Annotated in this window: 15 protein-coding genes; 14 read left to right on the top strand and 1 reads right to left on the bottom strand. The window is 36.0% G+C overall.

The features are described 5' to 3' along the window. The 6 genes from ACY65O_RS03010 to ACY65O_RS02985 all read left to right on the top strand — a co-directional run. Positions 1-1,634 (top strand): RagB/SusD family nutrient uptake outer membrane protein (locus ACY65O_RS03010; protein ID WP_462219372.1); only part of this gene is annotated, 1,634 nt, incomplete at its 5' end. 267 nt (positions 1,635-1,901) lie between these two features. Then, the gene (locus tag ACY65O_RS03005; protein WP_462219371.1) at positions 1,902-5,201 is read left to right on the top strand and encodes a VCBS repeat-containing protein; all 3,300 of its coding nucleotides are present in this window, start codon (positions 1,902-1,904) and stop codon (positions 5,199-5,201) included. 7 nt (positions 5,202-5,208) lie between these two features. Continuing rightward, the gene (locus ACY65O_RS03000; RefSeq protein WP_462219370.1) at positions 5,209-5,685 is read left to right on the top strand and encodes a DUF1573 domain-containing protein; all 477 of its coding nucleotides are present in this window, start codon (positions 5,209-5,211) and stop codon (positions 5,683-5,685) included. Positions 5,686-5,845: 160 nt separating this feature from the next. Then, positions 5,846-9,427, top strand: a complete 3,582-nt coding sequence (locus tag ACY65O_RS02995) for a VCBS repeat-containing protein (protein ID WP_462219369.1) — start codon at positions 5,846-5,848, stop codon at positions 9,425-9,427. A gap of 90 nt (positions 9,428-9,517) precedes the next feature. Next, complete coding sequence (locus ACY65O_RS02990; RefSeq protein WP_462219368.1) at positions 9,518-9,682, top strand: hypothetical protein; 165 nt, start codon at positions 9,518-9,520, stop codon at positions 9,680-9,682. A gap of 22 nt (positions 9,683-9,704) precedes the next feature. Then, complete coding sequence (locus tag ACY65O_RS02985) at positions 9,705-11,018, top strand: vanadium-dependent haloperoxidase (protein ID WP_462219367.1); 1,314 nt, start codon at positions 9,705-9,707, stop codon at positions 11,016-11,018. Between the two features lie 9 nt (positions 11,019-11,027). On the opposite strand, the gene ACY65O_RS02980 is transcribed toward ACY65O_RS02985, so the two are convergent. After that, positions 11,028-11,882 carry an AraC family transcriptional regulator gene (locus ACY65O_RS02980; protein WP_462219366.1) on the bottom strand — a complete coding sequence of 285 codons (855 nt, stop codon included), beginning with the start codon at positions 11,880-11,882 and terminating at the stop codon, positions 11,028-11,030. 183 nt (positions 11,883-12,065) lie between these two features. Here ACY65O_RS02980 and ACY65O_RS02975 point away from each other — a divergent pair, with 183 nt between their 5' ends. The 8 genes from ACY65O_RS02975 (at position 12,066) to ACY65O_RS02940 (ending at position 22,670) form a co-directional block, all read left to right on the top strand. Next, positions 12,066-13,571: a xylulokinase gene (locus ACY65O_RS02975; RefSeq protein WP_462219365.1), complete on the top strand. Its 1,506-nt coding sequence runs from the start codon at positions 12,066-12,068 to the stop codon at positions 13,569-13,571. A 37-nt stretch (positions 13,572-13,608) separates the two neighbouring features. Next, a complete protein-coding gene (gene xylA, locus ACY65O_RS02970) occupies positions 13,609-14,937 on the top strand; it encodes a xylose isomerase (protein WP_462219364.1) in 1,329 nt (442 codons plus the stop codon). 69 nt (positions 14,938-15,006) lie between these two features. Continuing rightward, complete coding sequence (locus tag ACY65O_RS02965; RefSeq protein WP_462219363.1) at positions 15,007-16,149, top strand: endo-1,4-beta-xylanase; 1,143 nt, start codon at positions 15,007-15,009, stop codon at positions 16,147-16,149. Positions 16,150-16,182: 33 nt separating this feature from the next. Continuing rightward, positions 16,183-17,652, top strand: a complete 1,470-nt coding sequence (locus ACY65O_RS02960; RefSeq protein ID WP_462219362.1) for an MFS transporter — start codon at positions 16,183-16,185, stop codon at positions 17,650-17,652. A 71-nt stretch (positions 17,653-17,723) separates the two neighbouring features. Continuing rightward, complete coding sequence (locus ACY65O_RS02955; protein WP_462219361.1) at positions 17,724-18,743, top strand: glycoside hydrolase family 43 protein; 1,020 nt, start codon at positions 17,724-17,726, stop codon at positions 18,741-18,743. A 100-nt stretch (positions 18,744-18,843) separates the two neighbouring features. After that, entirely contained in the window at positions 18,844-20,220 is a 1,377-nt protein-coding gene (locus tag ACY65O_RS02950) for a 3-keto-disaccharide hydrolase (protein ID WP_462219360.1), read from the top strand. Between the two features lie 44 nt (positions 20,221-20,264). After that, the gene (locus ACY65O_RS02945; RefSeq protein WP_462219359.1) at positions 20,265-21,620 is read left to right on the top strand and encodes a Gfo/Idh/MocA family protein; all 1,356 of its coding nucleotides are present in this window, start codon (positions 20,265-20,267) and stop codon (positions 21,618-21,620) included. Positions 21,621-21,632: 12 nt separating this feature from the next. Beyond that, positions 21,633-22,670, top strand: a complete 1,038-nt coding sequence (locus ACY65O_RS02940) for a DUF6807 domain-containing protein (protein ID WP_462219358.1) — start codon at positions 21,633-21,635, stop codon at positions 22,668-22,670. The last annotated feature ends 54 nt before the right edge of the window (positions 22,671-22,724 follow it).

Here is a 22,724-nt window from a genome sequence, read left to right as displayed (position 1 = left end):
GTGAAGTTTCTTTGGCAAATGCAAAAGGAATTAATACTACCATAATTGCTGCATATGCTCAATTAGATGGCTGGAGCGATAATGGCTGGAACAATGCTGCCGGAAACCCCTGGCCTGTTGCAGGAAGCAACTGGATTTGGGGAAGTGTAACATCTGATGATGCTTACCCTGGTTCTCAACCAAACGATCAACCGGGTGTTGAAAATGCTAATAAATATATTTTTGCTCCCGACGATCCTTATTACAGGGCAAAATTTCAGCAATGTTATGCAGGTATTGGAGCTGCTAACGTTGCACTGCGGCTACTTAATAACGCAAAAGATCTTACTGCCGCAGAAAAAGGGCAATTGTCAGGCGAAGCAAAATTTTTAAGGGCACATTATCATTTCGATGCTTACAAAATGTGGGTTAATGTTCCTTTTATTGATGAGAATGTTACTGAATACCGTCAATCCAATGCAACTAATATTTTTCCAAAAATTGAGCAGGATTTTAAAGATGCTATTGCCGGTTTGGCAGAAGTAAGTTCACAATCATCTGGCCGTGCCACAAAAGGCGCAGCGCAGGCGTATTTAGCAAGGGCTTATATGTTTGTAGGTAAATTTGCCGAAGCAAAACCTTTATTGCAGGCCGTTATAGCCGGTAATAAATATGCGCTTACAGATAACTACCACGATAATTTTGATGCCGCAAAACAAAACAACAGCGAAATGTTATTTGCTTATAAAGCATCAGTTAATGATGGTGCAGGCGAAAGTGCTAATGGTAACTGGGGCGATCGTTTAAACGTTCCTCACGGTAACGCACCTGTTACACAATGTTGCGGATTTCATCAGCCATCACAAAACTTAGTAAATGCATTTAGAACTGATGTAGCCGGACTTCCTTTATTTACTACATTCAATGCAACGCTTGCTAATTTTACCACCGATGTTTTTGATCCAAGAATGGATTGGACTGTGGGCAGAACCGGAGAACCATATTATGACTGGGGACCACATAAAGATGACTGGGTTCGTGATGGGGGTTACTGTGGATTTTTTGCACCAAAGAAAAATGTATTTCACAAAGCGCAAAAAGGTACTTTATCAACAGCCAGTGGATGGTCAACAGCACCTAATGCAATTGACATCCCTTTCATAAGATATTCTGATGTACTATTAATGGCTGCAGAATGCGAAATTGAAACTGGTGGAAATCTTTTACTGGCACAAACTTATATCAACCAGGTAAGAGCAAGAGCCGGCAAATTTGTACAGGGTGCAGGTACAGATGAGGCTACAATTTCACAATCTTTAACAGCAGGTGCAGGCACAGTAAATGGCACAAAATATAAAGTTGGCCAGTATGTTGTTCCTTTTGCTAACCAGGCAGAAGCAAGGCAGGCAGTACGTTGGGAAAGAAGATTAGAACTTGCTATGGAAGGCTATCGCTTTTTTGATTTGCGCCGCTGGAACGATGTACAAACTTTAGTTGATTTCCTTAATGTGGAAAAAACAAGAAGGGTACAATTGTATGCTGGCACTCAGCAACCAACAGCAACTAAACTTAAGTATTTTCCATTGCCAAGTATAGAAATTGACTTGAGTAAAATTAATGGGGTACCTCAGTTAACACAAAACGCAGGGTACTAACTTTTTTCTCATATAGCAAGCAAGAATAGGGGGGCACTGTTATAGGTGTCCCTCTTGTTTTAAACTAATTTTTAAAGGCATTTTTTATAGCATTACAAATACTTAACTTGCCAGTGTTCTGCCAAGCCTGTAATGTAAAACCTCACAGATTTATGAAAGCCTGTTTGTATTACAAAAGCGTTATACAACTTGTGAGGTTTATGCGTTACTTTAAAGTTAACTTAACACCAGCATTAAAATAATCAGTTACAGACAGTATTTTATTTTATGAACAAATTTCTTTCCATTACTATTTTTCTGACTGGTCTATTTTATTTATCCTCCTGTAATAATGAAAAAAAACAAGGCTATATTCAGCCGGTAAATTCTTTATTTGTAAAATTAGATGCTGCACAAACCGGTGTAGGTTTTGCCAACATGGTTAACGATCAGCAGGAATATAATATTCTTACTTACAGAAATTTTTATAATGGCGGTGGCGTGGCATTAGGAGATATTAATAACGATGGCTTGCCCGATATTTTTTTTACTGCAAACCTTGGCGATAGTAAACTCTACCTTAACAAAGGCAATTTTAAATTTGATGATATTACGCCTTCTTCATTGATAAAAAGTAAAAGGGGCTGGCGTACGGGTGTTACTATGGCTGATGTAAATGGCGATGGCTGGCTGGATATTTATGTGTGTAACAGCGGAGATATAAAAGGTGATAATAAAGAGAATGAATTATACATTAACCAGCATAACAATACTTTTAAAGAAGAAGCAAAGGCTTATGGCTTAAACGATCCGGGTTATACCACCCACGTTTCTTTTTTTGATTACGATCTTGATGGTGATTTGGATTGCTATATTTTAAACAACAGTTTTGTTGATGTAAGAAAATTTGACCTGGAAGCAGTAAGAAAAATACGTGATACACTCGGCGGCCACAAATTGATGCGTAACGATAATAATCATTTCACCGATGTGAGTGAACAGGCAGGCATTGCCGGAACAAAAATTGCTTACGGCCTCGGTGTGTCTGTAAGCGATGTAAATGGCGATATGTATCCGGATATTTATGTAAGCAATGATTTTTATGAAAAAGATTATTTGTACATCAATCAAAAAAATGGAACGTTTAAAGATGAATTGCCCGAAAGGATAGGCCATATATCATCCTCCAGTATGGGTGCAGATATTGCCGATTTAAATAACGACGGCTTTATGGATATTGTTACTACAGATATGCTGCCCGAAGATGAAACAAGGGTAAAAACAATGACGAGGTTTGAACAGTATCATATTGAAAATATGAAATACCGTTATTCTTTTCATTACCAGTATCCGCAAAATTCTTTACAATTAAATAATGGCAATGGTACTTTTTGCGAAACAGCTTTTCTTTCGGGCATTGCTGCTACAGACTGGAGCTGGGGCGCTTTAACTTTTGATTTTGATAATGATGGTTACAAAGATATTTACATCAGCAATGGCGTGTACCGGGATATAAGCGATATGGATTTCTCCGATTTTTTAGCCAACAAACAAAACGTAAATAAAGTAGTAACCGAAAAAGGACGTTTTGATTTTCGTGATTTTTTGCCTTATATACCATCTACACCGCTAGCAAATTACGCTTATGTAAATCAGCGTAACACAACTTTTGTAAATAAAGCAAATGAACTTGGTTTTGGCGAACCATCGTTTAGTAACGGCGTGGCTTATGCAGATTTAGATAATGATGGTGATATGGACCTTGTAGTAAACAATATCAACTCCCCTTCGTTTATTTATAAAAATGAAACCAATAAAAATACCGGTAACCACTTTTTAAAAATTAATTTAAAAGGCGAAGGAAAAAATTTATTTGCAACCGGGGCATGGGTTAATCTTTATGCAAATAACCAAAAGCAGGTGTTGCAAAATATACCGGTAAGAAGTTTTCAAAGCTGCGTAGATAACAGGCTGAATTTTGGTTTGGGCAAAGCCACTAAAGCAGATTCATTAGAAGTGATATGGCCAAATCTTTCAAGGCAGGTTTTATATAACGTAATAGCAGATAAAGAAATAATTTTAAAAGAGAAAGATGCTGATAAAAAATTTATTCCTGCAGTACAAACACAACATATATTTACAGATAAAACTGCAGGCTTACTCACAAATGAAGTAAAGCATAAAGAAAACCAATTCACCGATTTTGATAATGAACAATTGATCCCTTACATGTTATCTACGCAGGGCCCAAAGCTTGCTTCCGCAGATGTAAATAGCGACGGACTAACAGATATTTTTATTGGTGGTTCAATTGGCAACCCAGGTAAATTATTGTTACAAACTGCCAATGGATTTAAAAATAGTATCCAACCTGTTTTTGAAACCAATAAAGAAATGGAAGATGCTGGTGCTGCATTTTTTGATATTGATAAAGATGGCGACCAGGATTTAATTGTGGCTTCCGGCGGTTATCAGTACGACCAGGGAAGTTCTCTACTGTTAACAAGATTATATATTAATGACGGTAAAGGAAATTTTTCAAAAGGGCAGCTACCCGAAATTTCAACAAATGCCTCTTGTGTACAAATTGCAGATTTTGATAAAGATGGATTTGATGATGTGTTTATTGGCGGAAGGGCTGTTGCAGGTAAATATGGATTGCCGGGCAGAAGTTATTTGCTGTATAATAAAAACGGGATACTAACTGATGAAACACCTGCGGCACTTAAACAACCGGGAATGGTAACCGATGCAGTATGGAATGATATTAATAAAGATGGTTATGCAGATTTAATTATTGTGGGAGACTGGATGCCGGTAACTTATTTTATTAATAACAAAGGAAAAATTGACAACAAAAATACTGTTCCCAACTCATCAGGTTTATGGAATTGTATTGTTGCTGCTGATATTGATAAAGATGGTGATGCAGATTTTTTATTGGGTAACTGGGGCTACAATACACAATTTAAAGCAACTGCAGAAAAGCCTATGGAAATGTATGTAAATGATTTTGATGCTAACGGAAGCAGCGAAGCCATAATAAGTTATTACTGGCCCGATGGCAAAAGCCACTTGTATAATTCTAAATCGGATATTACAGCGCAACTGCCTTTTTTAAAAAAGAAATTTTTATTGTATAAAGATTATGCAGGTAAATCTGTAAATGAAATTTTTGGCAGTGATCTTATTAATAAATCAGCAAAACTGTCTGTTCAAACTTTAGCATCATCAATGCTGATGAATGACGGTAAAACAAATTTTACATTATCCCCCTTACCCATAATGGCGCAAACTTCGCCGGTGTTTACTATTATTGCCAGCGATTTTGATACCGATGGAAACATTGATATTTTTACAGGCGGAAATTTTTGGGATATAAAACCAGATATAGGAAGATTAGATGCAAATGCTGCAAGTCTTTATCATGGCGATGGAAAAGGGGGATTTAATTTTGTATCATCCACTAAAAGCGGATTGAATATAAAAGGCCAGATAAGAGATGCGATATATTTAAAAACTAAAAATACTGATGTGCTGTTACTGGCAAGAAATAATGATGCGGTGATTTTTCTTCAAACAAAATAATTTAAAAATGAAAAATTTTTTCAAAAAAACATGGGTGCAAATAATATTTTTTGGAATTTTAGTTGGTGCAACACTAATAGTAATAGATAACAAAACAGATTTATTTTCTAAAAAAGAAAAAAAAGAAACCGGTACTTATAATGGGCCTGTTAGTGTTGATAAAAGTAAAACTTATTTTACCGAAGCCAGTTTTAATGAAATGGGATTTGATTTTGGAAAAGTAAAAGAAGGCGATACGCTCACTCATATTTTTAAACTCACCAACAAAGGAACTGAGCCACTGGTTATTTATAAAAGTGCTGGGTCATGCGATTGTGTGGCGGCGGTATATACAAAAGAAATGATTGCACCTGGAAAAGAAGTGGACATCACCACACATTTTAATACCAAAGGAAGAAAGGGGCCACAGAGCAGAACAATTACACTTACCTGCAACACAGAACCTGCAGATATCATGTTAACTTTAAAAGCAGCTGTTCAATAATATCCTTATTCGCTTTGCTCAATAGAATTAATATTGTTGAAGAGTGTCTCGCCTTAGGCCAGACCACTGCAGCCAAAAAGAAATCCTGAAGCCTGGTTCAAAAAAAAATTGGTTATACAAAAAAAGAACAAAAACTGTCTCAAAATTGTGTTATTGCATTATGAAAAGAAAAATATTTATTGTGAATATTTTTGCCGTTGCCTGCATGGCAGCACTTATATTATTCTGTTCCTGCAATAATAAAAAAACACTCTTTACCGAACTTGCTGCAAATAAAACAGGGATAACTTTTTCTAACCGCATTACTGAAAATGATTCTATTAATATTTTAGACAACGAATACGTTTATAATGGGGGCGGAGTTGGTATTGCTGATTTTAATAACGATGGATTGCCTGATATTTATTTTACCGGTAATATGGTAAGTAACAAATTATATCTTAATAAAGGTGCCATGCAATTTGAAGATGTAACCACAATAAGTAAAGTTGATGGTGAGGGAAAATGGTGCAGTGGCATTGCAATTGTTGATATTAATAAAGATAACCTGCCGGATATTTATGTATGTGCCACGTTGAGCAAAGATGCTGAAAAAAGAAAAAATCTTTTTTACATCAACCAGGGTAATGATAAAAACGGTATTCCAATCTTTAAAGAAATGGCTGCGGCATACGGCCTTGCCGATACTTCACATTCTACCAACGCAGTTTTTTTTGATTATGACCGTGATGGTGATCTTGATATATACATTGTGGCAGATGAAATTGATGCCAATCGTTACCCAAATAAGTATCATGCAATAATAACAGATGGTACTGCACCAGGTACCGATCGATTATATCGAAATGACTGGAATGAATCTTTGCATCATCCATTATTTACTGATGTATCTAAACAGGCCGGAATATTAACTGAAGGGTTTGGTTTAGGTGTGCATGTTGCAGATATTAACAGGGACGGATGGCCGGATATTTATGTAACAAACGATTATATTTCTAATGATTTATTGTACATTAATAATAAAAATGGCACATTCACCAACAGAGCATCCCAATATTTAAAGCATACCAGTTTTTCTGCAATGGGCAACGATATTACTGACATTAATAATGATGGTCTGCAGGATATTATTGCAGTGGATATGTTACCGGAAGATAATTACAGAAAAAAAATGATGCTTAACCCCAACAACTATTCTTCTTATCAAAATACAAAAGAATTTAATTACGATTACCAGTATGTAAGAAATACGCTGCAATTAAATTTAGGAAATACCCCGGTTATTGATTCTCAGCAACATCCCATGTTTGCTGATATTGCTTACCATGCAAATATTGCTGCAACAGACTGGAGCTGGGCACCACTGGTTGCAGATTTTGATAATGACGGTTTTCGTGATATTATCATTACCAACGGTTTTCCTAAAGATGTTACCGACCATGATTTTATTGCTTACCGTGCCAACACTAAAAACTATGCACCCAAAAAAATGCTTTTAGAAGAAATACCTGCGGTAAAATTAAAAAATTATGCTTTTCATAATAATGGAGACCTTACTTTTTCAAATGCAACTAGCGATTGGGGAATTACACAACCCACTTTTTCAAATGGTGCAGCCTATGCCGATTTGGATAACGATGGTGATTTGGATTATGTAGTAAATAATATTAACGACTCAGCTTCGGTTTTTAAAAATAACAGTATTGAGCAAAAATCTAAAAATAATTATTTAAGAATTTTATTAAAGGGCGATACAGCCAATGCACAGGCATTGGGAGCTTTTGTAAAAATTAAATATGGCAGCAATAAACTGCAGGTTAGTGAGCAAACGCCTTACCGGGGTTATTTATCCACCATGGAAAATTTTATGCATTTCGGATTAGGGGAGGATAGTGTTGTAAAAGAAATAAATATTGTATGGCCCGATGGTAAGGAGCAAATTGTACAAAATATAAAAGCCAACCAGGTAATTACCATTACGAAAGAAAAAAATATTCCTTTAAAAAATTATAATGATGCAACTTTAAGTTATTTATTTACAGATGTTACAAAAAAATACGGTATAAATTTTATTCACCAGGATAAAGATTATATAGATTTTAATGTACAAAAATTATTGCCGCATAAATTCAGCCAGTTCGGGCCGGCATTAGCTGTAGGTGATGTAAATGGCGATGGACTGGACGATTTTTTTATTAGTGGAAGTTATGGCAACAGCGGTAAATTCTTTCTGCAAAAAAAAGACGGACAATTTGAAACAAAAAGTATTTTGCCCGGCGCAAATTTTACAACAAAACAAACTGAAGACGCAGGCGTTTTATTATTTGATGCAGATGGTGACAATGATCTTGATTTATATATTGCCAGCGGCGGTTACGAAAATAAAAATGGCTCCGCAAATTATAAGGACAAGTTTTATGTAAATGATGGCAAAGCAAATTTTGTATTGGATTCATTGGCAATTCCAATTTCAATCATTAGCAAAAGTTGTATTAAAGCGGCAGATTATGATAAGGATGGCGATTTAGATTTATTTGTTGGCGGAAGAGTAATGCCGGAAAAATATCCACTTTCTGTATCATCTTTTATTTTAAGGAATGACAGTAAGAATGGCAGGCTGAAATTTACAGACGTTACAAAAGAAATTGCGCCGGCTTTAATTAACTGCGGCCTTACCTGCGATATGTTGTGGACAGATTTTGATAACGATGGATGGATAGATATAATGCTTGCAGGAGAATGGATGCCGCTTACTTTTTTAAAAAACGAAAAGGGATTTTTTAAAAATATAAAATCCGGAAACACAGATCTGCAATCGGGGGGTTGGTGGAATAGTTTAACCGCAGGCGATTTTGATAATGATGGCGATATTGATTACGTTGCCGGTAATGTTGGATTAAATTCTTTTTATAAAGCCAGTACCACTTATCCTGCAAAAATTTATGCATTCGATTTTAATGATGATGGTGGTTACGATGTTATCCCTTCGCTTTACCTGCCCGACGTTAATAATGAGATGAAAGAATTTCCGGCATTTGGAAGAGATGATATGATAAAACAGATGATTGGTTTTAAAGCAAGGTTTACTAACTATAAAAATTATGCCCTTGCACCCATTTCAAAAATTTTATCTGCCGAAGAAATAAAAAAATCTTTACAGTTGCAGGCAACAAATTTTTCAAGCAGCTTTATAAAAAATAATGGTAACGGAAATTTTGAAATTACAGCTTTACCGGTAGCCGCACAATTATCTGCTGTGTTTGGAATGATTGCGGATGATGTGGACAGTGATGGAAACCTGGATATCATCATTAATGGAAATGATTACAGCACCGAAATTGCTACAGGAAGATACGATGGGTTCAATGGATTGATTTTAAAAGGAGATGGGAAAGGAAATTTTATTGCAATGCAGCCAGGGGAAACGGGTTACTATATTCCGGGTGATGGTAAAAGTTTGGTGTATTTAAAATCAGCGGCAGGTAAGCCTTTATTAATAGCCGCACAAAACCAGGGGCCATTGTTATTATTTGAAAATAATATATCAAGAAAAATGCTAAGTCTTCAACCCACTGACGTATCGCTTAATTATTTTTTTACCAATGGTATACAACGTAAAGAAGAAATCTATTATGGTACTTCATTTTATTCTCAATCGGGCCGTTATATATCAGCAACATCAAAATTAAAATCTGTTATCATTACAGATGCAGCAGGAAACAAAAGAACTATAAATTTTTAAAATGGAAAAAGACGATTGCCATTCTTTCTTTAGTATTTCTTGTTTCAGTAACTGTATTTTTATTGTTCAACAGCAACTGATGGCAGATGGATGACCATGGATGCCAATGATATTGATGGCGGCGGTGATATAGATATTCTATTGGGTAATGCATTTTTTACATTGGGGAACCTGCCACCTGCATTAAAAGAAAAATGGAAGAAACGGCCTTTATCTTTAATGATTCTTGAAAATACTTTTATTCAAAAAAAATAAATTCTTTTTTAAAATTGCAGGTATGAAAAAAATATTTTTTATTTTATCAGTAACGATAATTTTTATTACAGGTTGTAAAACCAGCGATAAAATAAAATTGCCTGAAGAAGCTGAGGTGTTGCACCGGAATGAAAACAATTTAACCGATCTTATCATTTATGATATTTTTTCTCCACCGGTTGCTTCACGTATATATGTATATACTTCACTTGCGGCACATGAAGCCATGCGTTATGCAGACGAAAAAGAAGCGTCTATTGTTGCTAAATTAAAAGGGTTTTCAGCAATGCCGCAGCCGGATAAAAATAAAAAATACAATTATACACTGGCTGCATCAAAAGCATTTTATGATGTAATGCGTCAAATGACTTTTTCAAAAGATACTATTACAAAATTTGAAGAACAAACATATGCACCATTTAAAGTGGCTTTGGATAAAGAAGTGTATGACAGTTCTGTTGCCTTTGGCGAAGCTATTGCAAAAAAAATTATGCAACGTGCCGCTGCAGATAATTATAAACAAACAAGGGCCATGGAAAAATTTTATGGCAGTAAAGATGATGGAAAATGGCAGCCCACCTCTCCTGATTACCTCGATGGTGTTGAACCATACTGGATGAAATTAAATCCATTTATTTTAGATTCCTGCAGCCAGTTTGATCCGGGGCCACCACCTGCATTTGATAAAAATACCAACAGCATGTTTTTTAAAATGAATAAAGAAGTATATGATACCGGTAAAGTACTTTCGCAGGAACAAAAAGATATTGCCCGGTTTTGGGACGATAATCCCTTTGTGATGGAACATGTTGGGCATGTGCAGATGGCTACAAAAAAACAAACACCCGGTGGTCATTGGATGGGCATTGCCACCATTGCATGCCGTCAGGGCAAAGCTAATGCTGTAAAATCTGCAAGAACGTATGCGTTAACATCGCTTGCGCTATTTGAAGCGTTCCTCTCTGTGTTTGATACAAAATACCGCTACGTTTATATAAGGCCCATCACTGCAATTAATAATTTAATTGATGATAAATGGGATGCTTATTTACAAACACCACCTTTTCCAGAATATACAAGTGGCCACAGTACCATCACTGGCAGTGCGGCAACTGTACTTACTTATTTGTACGGAAATAATTTTGCTTTTACCGATACCAGCAACAGGCGTTATATAAATATGGAAAGAAAATTCAGTTCATTTATCCAGGCATCCGATGAATGTTCCATCAGCCGTTTTTATGGCGGTATTCATTATAAAATAAGTGTGGACAGGGGAGCTGCTGCTGGAAAAAAAATTGGTCAATATATTATTGATAAAATTGAAAATAAATAACCGCTGCTATTATTCATCCACAGCTTTAAATTGCTTTCGGTATTGATTGGGGGTCATTTCTTTTACATTTTTAAATTGTTTACTAAAATGTGCCCAGCTGTTGTAGCCGCTGGTATAGCAAATATCAATTATCGGGTCGTTATTTTCACGTAGTAATTTACAGGCATGGCCAATACGCAACTCCTTTAAAAAATCGAAATAACTTTTTTTAATGTTGCGTTTAAAAAAACGGCAAAACGTAGGGATGCTCATATCTGCTATTGCAGCTACTTCTGTAAGGGTAATAGGGTTAAGAAAATGTTTAAAAGAAAAAGTGAAAATTTTTTCGATAGCACTGTTTTCTTTGTGGTCAGAATCAGTATCAAAAGCTTTAGTGATAACTTTATATTGCCTGGATAAACTCATTTGTTGCAAACTGTCAAGCAATAATTGAATTCGTTGCACACCTGTTGCCTTTTCAATTTCGTCAATTTTTACGGCAATATTTTTTTGTAATGATTGGCGCAAAAGTAACCCGTTGTTCTCACCTTCAAGAAATTGCAGTATTTTTTTCATTTCCGGCAGGTGCAAAAAAGAATCTCCCCAAAAATCTTTTAAAAAATGAACTACTATTGCACTGCCAATCATTTTCTGATCTGATTTACGGAACCAGTGCGGCAGGTTTGATGCAAGAAAAAAAACATCACCTTTTTTATAGTCACCAACAAAATCACCAATTAATGCGGTGCCATGCCCCTGGGTAATCAGTATAAGTTCACATTCTTCATGTTTATGCCAGTTAGTTTCAAACTGTGGTGTGCGGTATGTTCTGCATGCAAATGAGTTTTGCTCCTCTAAATATATTTTTTGAATTAACGTTTTCATAATTTTCTTTTTTATATAAATGCTTCATTAATTGAAACACAAGCTTTTTACTCTGAAACCTCTATTTTGACATTATTTTATAGCAAAATAGTAAAAAAGTAATAAGATAGCATATTTATTTTTTTATATAACGGTTGCAAACTGCCGTGATTTAAAGATAAATTTACCTATTAAAACAATTATATGCTGCTTTTGGGAATTGACGTTGGAACTTCCTCGGTAAAAGTAACTGTGGTTGATGCACAAACGCAACAAACTATTGCTGCTGCACAATATCCCGAAACGGAATCTGATATTATTGCTCCAAAATCGGGGTGGGCCGAGCAATCTCCTGATATGTGGTGGGAGCATGTACAATTAGCCATTTTAAAATTGCATGCGCAACGAAAATATAATCCTCAGGATATTGCTGCCATTGGTATTGCTTATCAAATGCATGGGTTGGTAATAGTGGATAAACAACAGCAGGTTTTACGCAACAGTATTATTTGGTGTGATAGCAGGGCTGTTGAATTAGGTGATAAAGCCTTTGAAGAAATTGGCAGAGAAAAATGTTTATTGCATTTATTAAATTCTCCCGGAAATTTTACTGCGTCTAAATTAGCATGGGTAAAGCAAAATGAGCCGGATGTTTATGCAAAAGCAGATAAGATTATGTTGCCCGGAGATTTTATTGCAATGAAACTTACCGGGGAAATTTCTACCAGTATTGCAGCATTATCCGAAGGTATATTCTGGGATTTTCAGCAAAACGAATTATCAAAAGATGTTTTTGGATACTATGGATTTTCTGATTCACTGATACCCACAATAAAAAATGTATTTACAGAGCATGGCCGTGTAAGTGCAAATATTTCAACAACTTTATCTTTAAAAGAGGGCATACCGGTTAGTTATAAAGCAGGCGATCAGCCTAATAATGCTTTATCGTTAAACGTATTGCAACCCGGCGAAGTTGCTGCAACAGCGGGTACATCGGGAGTAATTTATGGTGTAAGCGATCAGTTAACTTACGACAATGAATCGAGGGTAAACACATTTGCTCATGTAAATTATACAACTGAACAAAAAAGATTGGGTGTTTTATTATGCATCAACGGCACAGGTATTTTAAACCGCTGGATAAAAAGTATAGCTGGAGAAAGCATGAATTACCAGCAAATGAATGATACAGCCAAAACAATTAATGCCGGCAGCGACGGGTTGATAATATTTCCTTTTGGAAATGGGGCCGAAAGGATGTTGAATAATAAAATAGTTCAGGCACATATGCATAATATAGATTTTAATAAACACAGTACTGCACATTTGTTTCGTGCCGCACAGGAAGGCATTGCTTTTGCCTTTCGTTATGGATTAGATATTATGAGAGAGAATGGAATGGACCCGAAAATTATACGTGCCGGTAAAGCCAATATGTTTTTGAGTGATGTATTTACACAATCATTTGTAAATGTAAATAATGTGGCAGTAGAATTTTATGACGGTGATGGGAGTTTTGGTGCCGCCATTGGAGCCGGTATTGGAGCAGGCATTTTTGCTGATGCCGTTGCTGCCTCTAAAGAAAGAAAACCTGTTGCTGTTGCAGAACCAAAACAAACAGCATTGTACCAAGACTTGTATGCTGAGTGGAAAGAAATATTGAAAAGTAAACTGTATAAAAATGATGAGGTAAATATTTTATCTTAAATTATTTGTAATTAATTAACCATACAATCAACTAAAAATGTCAATCACAACCGGACAAAAAGAATTTTTTAAAGGCATCGGTCAAATAAAATTTGAAGGCCTCGATACAGATAACCCATTGGCTTACCGCTGGTACGATGAAAATAGAATTGTGGCCGGTAAACCAATGAAAGAATGGTTACGCTTTGCATGTGCTTACTGGCACAGCTTCTGTGGTAATGGTGCCGATCCGTTTGGAGAAGCTACCCATTTATTTCCATGGAGTGAGAAAGCAGACGCAGTGGAAAGGGCAAAAGATAAAGCTGATGCAGCGTTTGAATTTATTACAAAACTCGGTTTGCCTTATTATTGTTTTCATGATGTGGATGCGGTGGACTATACCAATGATATCAATGAAAATGAAAAACGTTTACAAGCCATCACTGCGTATTTTAAAGAAAAACAAAAGGCAAGTGGCGTAAAATTATTATGGGGCACTGCCAATATGTTTTCTAACAAAAGGTATATGAATGGCGCAGCTACTAACCCTGATTTTCATGTATTAACACATGGCGCTGCACAGGTAAAAGCAGCATTAGATGCCACTATAAGTTTGGGCGGGGAGAATTATGTTTTCTGGGGTGGCCGTGAGGGCTACATGAGTTTACTCAATACAAATTTGAAGAGAGAGAAAGAACATCTTGCTAAATTTTTACACACAGCAAAAGATTATGGAAGAAAAAATGGTTTTAAAGGACAATTTTTTATTGAACCAAAACCATGTGAACCCAGCAAACACCAATATGATTATGATTGCGAAACTGTAATTGGTTTTTTAAGGCAGTATGATTTATTAAATGATTTTAGTTTGAATATAGAAGTGAACCATGCAACGCTGGCCGGCCATACCATGCAACACGAAATGCAGGTGGCTGTTGATGCAGGCTTATTAGGTTCAATGGATGCCAACCGTGGCGATTATCAAAATGGATGGGATACCGATCAGTTTCCCAATGATATTAATGAACTGACAGAATGTATGCTGGTATTATTGCAGGCAGGTGGTTTTAAAGGCGGCGGAATAAACTTTGATGCAAAAATCAGGAGAAACAGTACCGATGCAGCAGATTTATTTCATGCACATATTGGAGGTATTGATGTTTTTGCAAGGGCACTAATAACTGCGGATAATGTTTTACAAAAATCTGAATTTAAAAAAATAAGAACGGAACGCTATGCAAGCTTTGACAGTGGCAAAGGAAAAGATTTTGAAGAAGGGAAATTATCGCTGGAAGATTTAAGGGCTTATGCCATTGAGCAGGGCGAACCAAAAATGATTAGCGGCAAACAGGAGTACATGGAAAATATAATTAACCGTTACATTTAATTTTGCGTAAACAAATCAGATCATTTAATCCTCAGCACATACCCTTTAAAGTAAAAAATATTTAAAAAAATGAAATTTTTTGTAAGAATAAGAATACTGTTGACTTTTACTGCAATAGTTTTTTTACAACATAGTAAAGCACAAAACCCATCTTCGGTTATTAAAAAAACGGACAAAAAAGCATCATTAAAAAATAGCTTCAAAAATTATTTTCTTATTGGTGCTGCGATAAATGCAGCGCAAATTGAAGAAAAAGAACCAAACGCCGCTATTTTAATACCACAGCAATTCAACTCCATTACTCCTGAGAACATTATGAAATGTGAAGTAATACATCCGCAATGGGATAAATACAATTTTGATCTGGCAGATAAATATGTGGCCTATGGAAAAAAAAATAAAATGTTTATTGTTGGACATACATTAGTTTGGCACAGCCAGTTATCGCCTTTTATAAACAATATACAAAGCAGTGATTCCTTAATGATGTTCATGACCAATCACATTAATACTGTTGCTGGCCGCTATGCAGGAAAAGTAAACAGTTGGGATGTAGTGAATGAAGCATTGAATGACGATGGTACATTACGCAAATCAATTTTTTTAGAAAAATTAGGAGAAGATTATTTACGTAAGGCATTTGAACTGGCTGCAAAAGCAGACCCTAAAGCTGAATTATATTACAATGATTATAATATAGAGCAACCAAAAAAAAGAGCAGGGGCAATTAAACTAATAAAAAAAATACAAGCCAGCGGAACTAAAATAGATGGCGTAGGCATACAGGCACACTGGAGCATTAACGGCCCGCCGCTGCAGGATATAGAAAACAGTATAATAGAATTTTCTGCACTGGGATTAAAAATAAGTTTTACCGAATTGGATTTAACTGCATTACCCAATCCATGGGATTTAAAAGGTGCAGATGTAAATCAAAATTTTGAAGGCAGTCCGTTTATGAATCCTTATCCTAATGGGTTACCCGATTCTTTGCAAAGAAAACTGGCAAAAGGTTACGAAGATTTATTTAAACTCTTTATTAAATATAAAAATAAAATTGAAAGAGTAACTTTTTGGGGAGTCAACGATGGGCAATCATGGTTAAATGGTTGGCCGATAAAAGGCCGCACAAATTATCCTTTGCTTTTCGACAGCAACTTTAAACCCAAACTTGCTTATAAAAAAGTGATGGCATTGGTACCAAAAAAATAATCAATTCATTTTATAACAGTTCAAATAAACTTCATGATTGCTGCTCCTCAAAAATTATCTGTTGTAGAAAAAATTGGTTACAGCCTGGGCGACCTTGCTGCTAACCTTATCTTTCAAACGCTGGTAACATTCCTTGGATTTTTTTATACCGATGTATATAAAATTCCTGCAGGTAAGGCAAGTTTTATCATTACATTTTTTGGATTTGCCGGTGCTTTTTTTAATATAATAATGGGCGCCATTGCCGACAGAACCAATACACGCTGGGGTAAATACAGGCCATGGATTTTATGGACAGCCATTCCCTTTGGTGTCATTTCATTATTGGCATTCAGTACACCAAATTTTGGAGAAAGCGGAAAATTAATTTATGCAGCTACTACTTATTTTTTACTGGTAATAATCTATTCTGCTAATAATCTTCCATACTCTGCATTGAGTGGCGTACTCACCAGCGATATGAAAGAACGAAACAGTCTATCATCTTATCGTTTTGTGGCAGTTATGGTTGCTCAGTTTATAATTCAATCATTACTGTTGCCATTAGCACTTTCAGTTGGGCATGGCGATAAAGCAAAAGGTTTTGAAAAAGTAATGTTAGTTTTTGCTATTGTTGGAGTTATTTGTTTCATCATTACATTTCTTACTACAAAAGAAAGAGTGAAACCTGCACAGGTTGAAAAATCATCTGTAAAACAAGATTTAACAGACCTCACAAAAAACAAACCGTGGATAATTATGCTGATACTTACCATCCTTGTATTTATTACTTTGGCTTTAAAAGGAGGAATGAATATTTTTTATTGCAAATATTATTTATCAGGTGATGCCCAGGCAGCTTTTTTAGAAAATATTGGATTTAATAATTTTATTAATGGCTTAAATAAATTTTTAACGGGCATTGGCTTAGGTAATTTTGAATGGCCAAAAGATTCACCGACTTCTGCCAACAGCTTGTTTAATGCAGGCAGTATTATTTTTATGATTGTTGGTATCATGTTCAGCAAACCATTAGCCGACCGTTTTGGTAAAAGAAACGTATTTGGAATTTTTCTTGCGTTATCGGCATTGGCGTTGATTATGTTTAATTTTTATTCCAAAGATGCCATAGCTGCGGTTTTTGCTACGCATATCATTCATGGATTTTTATATGGTATCACCATTCCAATTTTATGGGCAATGATTGCTGATGTGGCCGATTTCAGCGAATGGAAAAACAACCGCCGTGCAACCGCCATAATTTTTTCTGCAATGATTTTTGGATTAAAAGTTGGCTTAAGCCTTGGTGGTGGATTAGGAGCATTTATATTGAGCAAATATGGATATGTGCCAGATGCAGTACAAACTGCTGGTGCTATCAGCGGTATTAAAATGAGCGTAAGTATTTACCCAGGTTTAATTTTTATTGTTGGGGCAGCCTCGTTGATTTGGTATGAAATAAATAAAAAAATGGAAGTAAAGATTGAAAGCGAACTTATAATAAAGAGAAATGCTAAAGGGTGAGTAGTATAATTTTTATCATAAAAGTATTTTATAACATTTTAAAAAAAATCCCTTTTAAGGGATAGGTGCTTATGCCGGAAGATAATATTGACCATATTGATTTTAATGATTTAAACAGCAGGGCAATTTCGCAACCACTCGTAAAACATATTTACACTGCAGATCCTTCTGCACATGTTTTTAATGGAAAAATTTATATTTATCCTTCTCATGATATAGATACTGATACACCATTTGATGATTTAGGCAGCCATTTTGCAATGGAAGATTATCATGTAATTTCTTTAGATAGTATTGATGGCGAAGCCACAGACCATGGCATTGCATTGCATGTAAAAGATGTGCCATGGGCACAAAAACAAATGTGGGCACCCGATGCGGCTTATAAAAACGGAAAATATTATTTATACTTTCCTGCAAAAAAAGAAGATGGCATTTTTCAAATTGGCGTAGCAATCAGTGATGATCCAATCGGTCCGTTTACACCAGAAGCCGGGGCTATAAAAAATAGTTATTCAATTGACCCTGCTGTTTTTTTAGATGATGATGGAAAACACTACCTGTATTTTGGTGGAATTTGGGGAGGACAATTGCAATGGTACAGAAACAACGAATACAATTCGGATAATAAAGAACCATTATCAAGTGAAAATGCATTGGGGCCAAAAGTGGCATTGCTGACAGATGATATGAAACAGTTTGCCGAAACGGTGAAAGAAATTATTATTACTGATGAAAATGGTAATCCACTTTTAGCAGGTGATAATAACAGAAGATTTTTTGAAGCATCGTGGATGCATAAGTACAATGGAAAATATTATTTTTCTTATTCCACCGGAGATACACATTTTATTTGTTATGCCATTGGCGATAATCCCTACGGGCCATTTGTTTACCAGGGAAAAATTTTAAATCCTGTTGTAGGGTGGACATCCCATCATTCTATTTGTGCATTTAATGGCAAATGGTATTTATTTTATCACGATTCCAGTTTAAGTGAAGGCGTTACACATTTGCGTTCGGTAAAAGTAGCCGAACTGACTTATGATGGCGATGGGAAAATTCAAACGCTTGATCCTTATAAAAAATAATAACAATAAAAATTATCTTTTATGTTAAGAAAATAAATATTGCTGCTATTAAATAAAAAAGTAAATTTAAAAAAATCATTTAATCATTGCAATTGTTATCATGAAATTAAGAAGTCTCTTATGCAGCACAACTTTTTTTATTGCAGTATCCGTATCTGCACAGCAGGCAACAGGTGGCTGGCAAAATCTTTTTAATGGAAAAGATTTAACCGGCTGGAAAAGATTGGGTGGTACTGCAGATTATAAAGTTGAAGACGGTATTATTGTTGGCCGCACTGTTGCAAATTCCCGAAATACTTTTTTAGTTACCGAAAAAGAATATGGAGATTTTATTTTGGAAGCAGATGTGTGGGTGGAAGATGAAGAAGGCAATGCAGGCCTGCAAACCCGTAGCCATTTTGATGCCACAGCTTTTAATGGCGAAGGCAAAGTGTATGGGCGCCAATGCGAAGTTGACCCCAGCCCACGCCGCTGGACGGGTGGTATTTATGATGAGGACAGAAGAGACTGGCTTTATCCAATGCAATTAAATGCACAGGCACAACATGCTTTTAAAAAAGGAACATATAATCATTTTAAAGTAGAGTGTATTGGTAACGAAATGAAGACATGGGTAAATGGAATTGCAACTGCTTATGTTGTTGATACCATTGATGCTAAAGGTTTTATTGGATTACAGGTACATGGCATTAAATCTGCCGATCATGCAGGTAAAAAAGTATGTTATAAAAATGTGCGGATTAAAACAACCGGGTTGGTGCCAACGCCATTTCCTGCAAATGTATATGTTGCCAATTTTGTTGTAAATAATTTAACTGCTTACGAAAAGAAAGATGGATGGCGTTTATTATTTGATGGAAAAACAGGTAAAGGATGGAAAAGTGCGAAGGGTGGCAGTTTTCCTGAAAAAGGATGGATAATAAATAATGGCACCATTGCTGTTATGGATGCAGAAGGTAAAGAAGCAACCAATGGTGGAGATATTGTAACTGAAGAACAGTTTGCTGCATTCGATTTATCTTTTGAATTTAAATTATCACCCGGTGCCAACAGTGGTGTAAAATATTTTGTAACGCTGGCAGAAGACAGTAAGGGTTCTGCAATTGGGTTGGAATACCAGGTGCTGGATGATACTTTACACCCCGATGCAAAACTGGGTCGTGATGGTAACCGTACAATGGCTTCTGTGTATGACATGATAAAAGCTGAAAAACAAAAAAGATTTTTGCGTCCCATCGGTCAATGGAATTTTGGGAGAATAATTGTTTATCCAAATGATAAAGTAGAACATTATCTTAATGGCGTAAAAGTTTTAGAATATATAAGAGGATCTAAAGAATATAAAGATTTAGTTGCTGTAAGTAAATACGTGATCTGGAAAAATTTTGGAGAAGCCCCCAAAGGTCATATCCTGTTGCAGGATCATGGCAATGCCGTTTCGTACAGAAGTATTAAAATAAAAGAGTTGAAGTGGTAAATAAATCAAGGATTAAAAATTTCTTTACAATAAAATAAAAATCTATGTCACAGTCACGCAGGCATTTTATTAAACAATCTGCTAAAGCATCAGCAGCTTTGTATGCAGCAGCAATGGGCTTCAGTGCCAAAAGTTATGCAAACATTATTGGTGCCAACGACCGTGTAAGGGTAGGCGTGGTTGGATATTCGGACCGGCACAGGAGTTCACACATGCCCTGTTTTATGAATCACTATAAAGAACTGAACTTCGATTTGGTGGCTGTATCAGATATCTGGAAAAAAAGAAGGGAAGAAGGTGCAGCAGCATGGAAAGAAAAAATGGGCCATGACATTGTTGCCTGCCGCAACAACGAAGAAATGTACGACAAAAAATTAGTGGATGCTGTATTCATCAGCACAGCCGATTTTCAACATGCACTGCATGCTATTGAAGCGGTTAAGGCTGGCTGTGATGCTTATGTAGAAAAGCCTTTTGCAGAAACTATGGAAGATAACAGGGCTGCATTAAAAGCCATAAAAGCAACAGACAGAATTGTTCAAATAGGATCACAGCGAAGAAGCGGTGCCAACTATCATGCAGCCAATGAGTTTATTCGTTCTGGAAAATTTGGCCCCATTACAATGGTGGAACTAAGCTGGAATGTAAATCAACCCGGCCGCTGGCGCAGGCCTGCATTACTTAGCCAGATAAGGGAAGAAGACACTGATTGGAAACGTTTTTTAATGAACAGGCCCAGTGATACTTTTGATCCAAGAAAATATTTGGAGTACCGTTTGTTCTGGCCTTATTCATCAGGTTTGCCTGGCCAATGGATGAGCCACCAGATTGATACCGTACATTGGTTTAGCGGAATACAACATCCACGGAGTGTAGTTGCTAACGGTGGTATTTATATGTGGAAAGATGGAAGAAAAAATTGGGATACCATTACTGCGGTATTTGATTATGGCCCTGTAAATGATCTGTCATCGGGATTTCAGGTAACCTTTGGTTCCCGTATGCATAATGGAGATGAAAAACCTTCAGAAATATATTATTCTAATGGCGGCGAATTAAATTTGATCACCAATACGATTTCTCCAAATGGTGGCTTGTCAAAAAGGTTTGCCGATGAAATGAATATGCAGCCGAATTTATTATCAGCACAAACTTTATCTTCTGCAGAAGCTGTAGTGGCATCTGCAAATACCGGAGGCGATAAACTTACTTCCAACCATGTTCGCAACTGGATGGAGTGTATCCGCAGCCGTAAACAACCCAATGCACCTGTTGAAGCAGGGTACAGCCATTCTATTGCTACCATTATGACAAATGCTGCGGCACATACAGGTGCTAAAGTAACCTTCGACGAAAAAACACAGGAAGTAATGGCTAACGGTAAAGTTTTTAAATATTAATTTAATTTAAACATGAATAAATTATTTTTTTTAGCAGTTATTTTATTTTTAAACGCTAATATAAAGGCACAGCAATCAACAGGGTTTAGTATTGAAGAAAAGAAAGACAAAAAAGAAGTTGAAATTTTATTCAATAATAAATTGCTCACCGCTTATTGTTATTACGATTCCAGCAGAAAGCCTGTTCTTTTTCCTGTAAATACAGTAGATGGAATAACAGTTACCCGGAGTTATCCATTTAAAACTGTTAGCGGCGAAAGAACAGATCATCCGCATCATACCGGCATCTGGCTTAATTACGAATCTGTTAACGGTCTTGATTTCTGGAATAATTCAACCGCTATAGAAATTGCAAAAAGAAATCAGTATGGTACTATTGTTCATCAAAAAATTATCAATAAAAAAACAAAAGGTAACACTGCATCATTAACGGCAACAGCAATATGGATACGTTCTGATAATAAAATTTTACTGCATGAACTTACCACTTTCAATTTTAGTGTTAATAAAAATGATTTTATAATTGACCGTATAACTACTTTAACGGCCGCTGATACCACAGTAATTTTTAAAGATGTAAAAGATGGCATGTTTGCCATTCGTGTAGCAAGAGAATTGGAATTACCCTCTAAAGAAAAGAGCAGTTTTATCGATGATAAAGGAAATATTACAAATGTGCCGCCATCAGGTGCAGATGTTACCGGTATGTATTACGGCAGCACAGGATTAAAAGGCGATTCGGTATGGAGCAGCAAAGGTAATTGGGTAATGCTTACAGGTAAAAAAGATGGGAAAGAAATAACAATCGGTATTATTGATCATCCGATGAATGTTGGTTATCCCACTTACTGGCATGCAAGAGGCTATGGTTTATTTGCAGCTAATCCGTTGGGGAGAAAAGTTTTCAGCAATGGAAAAGAAGAATTAAATTTTTCATTGCAGCCGGGCAAATCGGTTACATTCCGCTACAGGGTGATAATACATTCAGGCAATTTTTTGACCAGTGATGTAATGGATAAACAGGCTGTAAATTTTGGAAAAATAAAATAAAAATTTAAAAGAATTGGTTAGCCTGGCTGCCGGGCAATAATTAAGTAATTCGGT

The sequence above is a fragment of the Ferruginibacter sp. genome, assembly GCF_031430955.1.
Lineage (GTDB): Bacteria > Bacteroidota > Bacteroidia > Chitinophagales > Chitinophagaceae > Ferruginibacter.
This window is presented reverse-complemented; position numbering and strand designations above follow the sequence as displayed.

Excerpts from the sequence above, each read along its gene's own strand:
- ACY65O_RS03005 (WP_462219371.1), top strand. The coding sequence starts at position 1,902 with ATGAACAAATTTCTTTCCATTACTATTTTTCTGACTGGTCTATTTTAT.
- ACY65O_RS03000 (WP_462219370.1), top strand. The coding sequence starts at position 5,209 with ATGAAAAATTTTTTCAAAAAAACATGGGTGCAAATAATATTTTTTGGA.
- ACY65O_RS02995 (WP_462219369.1), top strand. The coding sequence starts at position 5,846 with ATGAAAAGAAAAATATTTATTGTGAATATTTTTGCCGTTGCCTGCATG.
- ACY65O_RS02990 (WP_462219368.1), top strand. The coding sequence starts at position 9,518 with ATGACCATGGATGCCAATGATATTGATGGCGGCGGTGATATAGATATT.
- ACY65O_RS02985 (WP_462219367.1), top strand. The coding sequence starts at position 9,705 with ATGAAAAAAATATTTTTTATTTTATCAGTAACGATAATTTTTATTACA.
- ACY65O_RS02980 (WP_462219366.1), bottom strand. The coding sequence starts at position 11,882 with ATGAAAACGTTAATTCAAAAAATATATTTAGAGGAGCAAAACTCATTT.
- ACY65O_RS02975 (WP_462219365.1), top strand. The coding sequence starts at position 12,066 with ATGCTGCTTTTGGGAATTGACGTTGGAACTTCCTCGGTAAAAGTAACT.
- xylA (WP_462219364.1), top strand. The coding sequence starts at position 13,609 with ATGTCAATCACAACCGGACAAAAAGAATTTTTTAAAGGCATCGGTCAA.
- ACY65O_RS02965 (WP_462219363.1), top strand. The coding sequence starts at position 15,007 with ATGAAATTTTTTGTAAGAATAAGAATACTGTTGACTTTTACTGCAATA.
- ACY65O_RS02960 (WP_462219362.1), top strand. The coding sequence starts at position 16,183 with ATGATTGCTGCTCCTCAAAAATTATCTGTTGTAGAAAAAATTGGTTAC.
- ACY65O_RS02955 (WP_462219361.1), top strand. The coding sequence starts at position 17,724 with ATGCCGGAAGATAATATTGACCATATTGATTTTAATGATTTAAACAGC.
- ACY65O_RS02950 (WP_462219360.1), top strand. The coding sequence starts at position 18,844 with ATGAAATTAAGAAGTCTCTTATGCAGCACAACTTTTTTTATTGCAGTA.
- ACY65O_RS02945 (WP_462219359.1), top strand. The coding sequence starts at position 20,265 with ATGTCACAGTCACGCAGGCATTTTATTAAACAATCTGCTAAAGCATCA.
- ACY65O_RS02940 (WP_462219358.1), top strand. The coding sequence starts at position 21,633 with ATGAATAAATTATTTTTTTTAGCAGTTATTTTATTTTTAAACGCTAAT.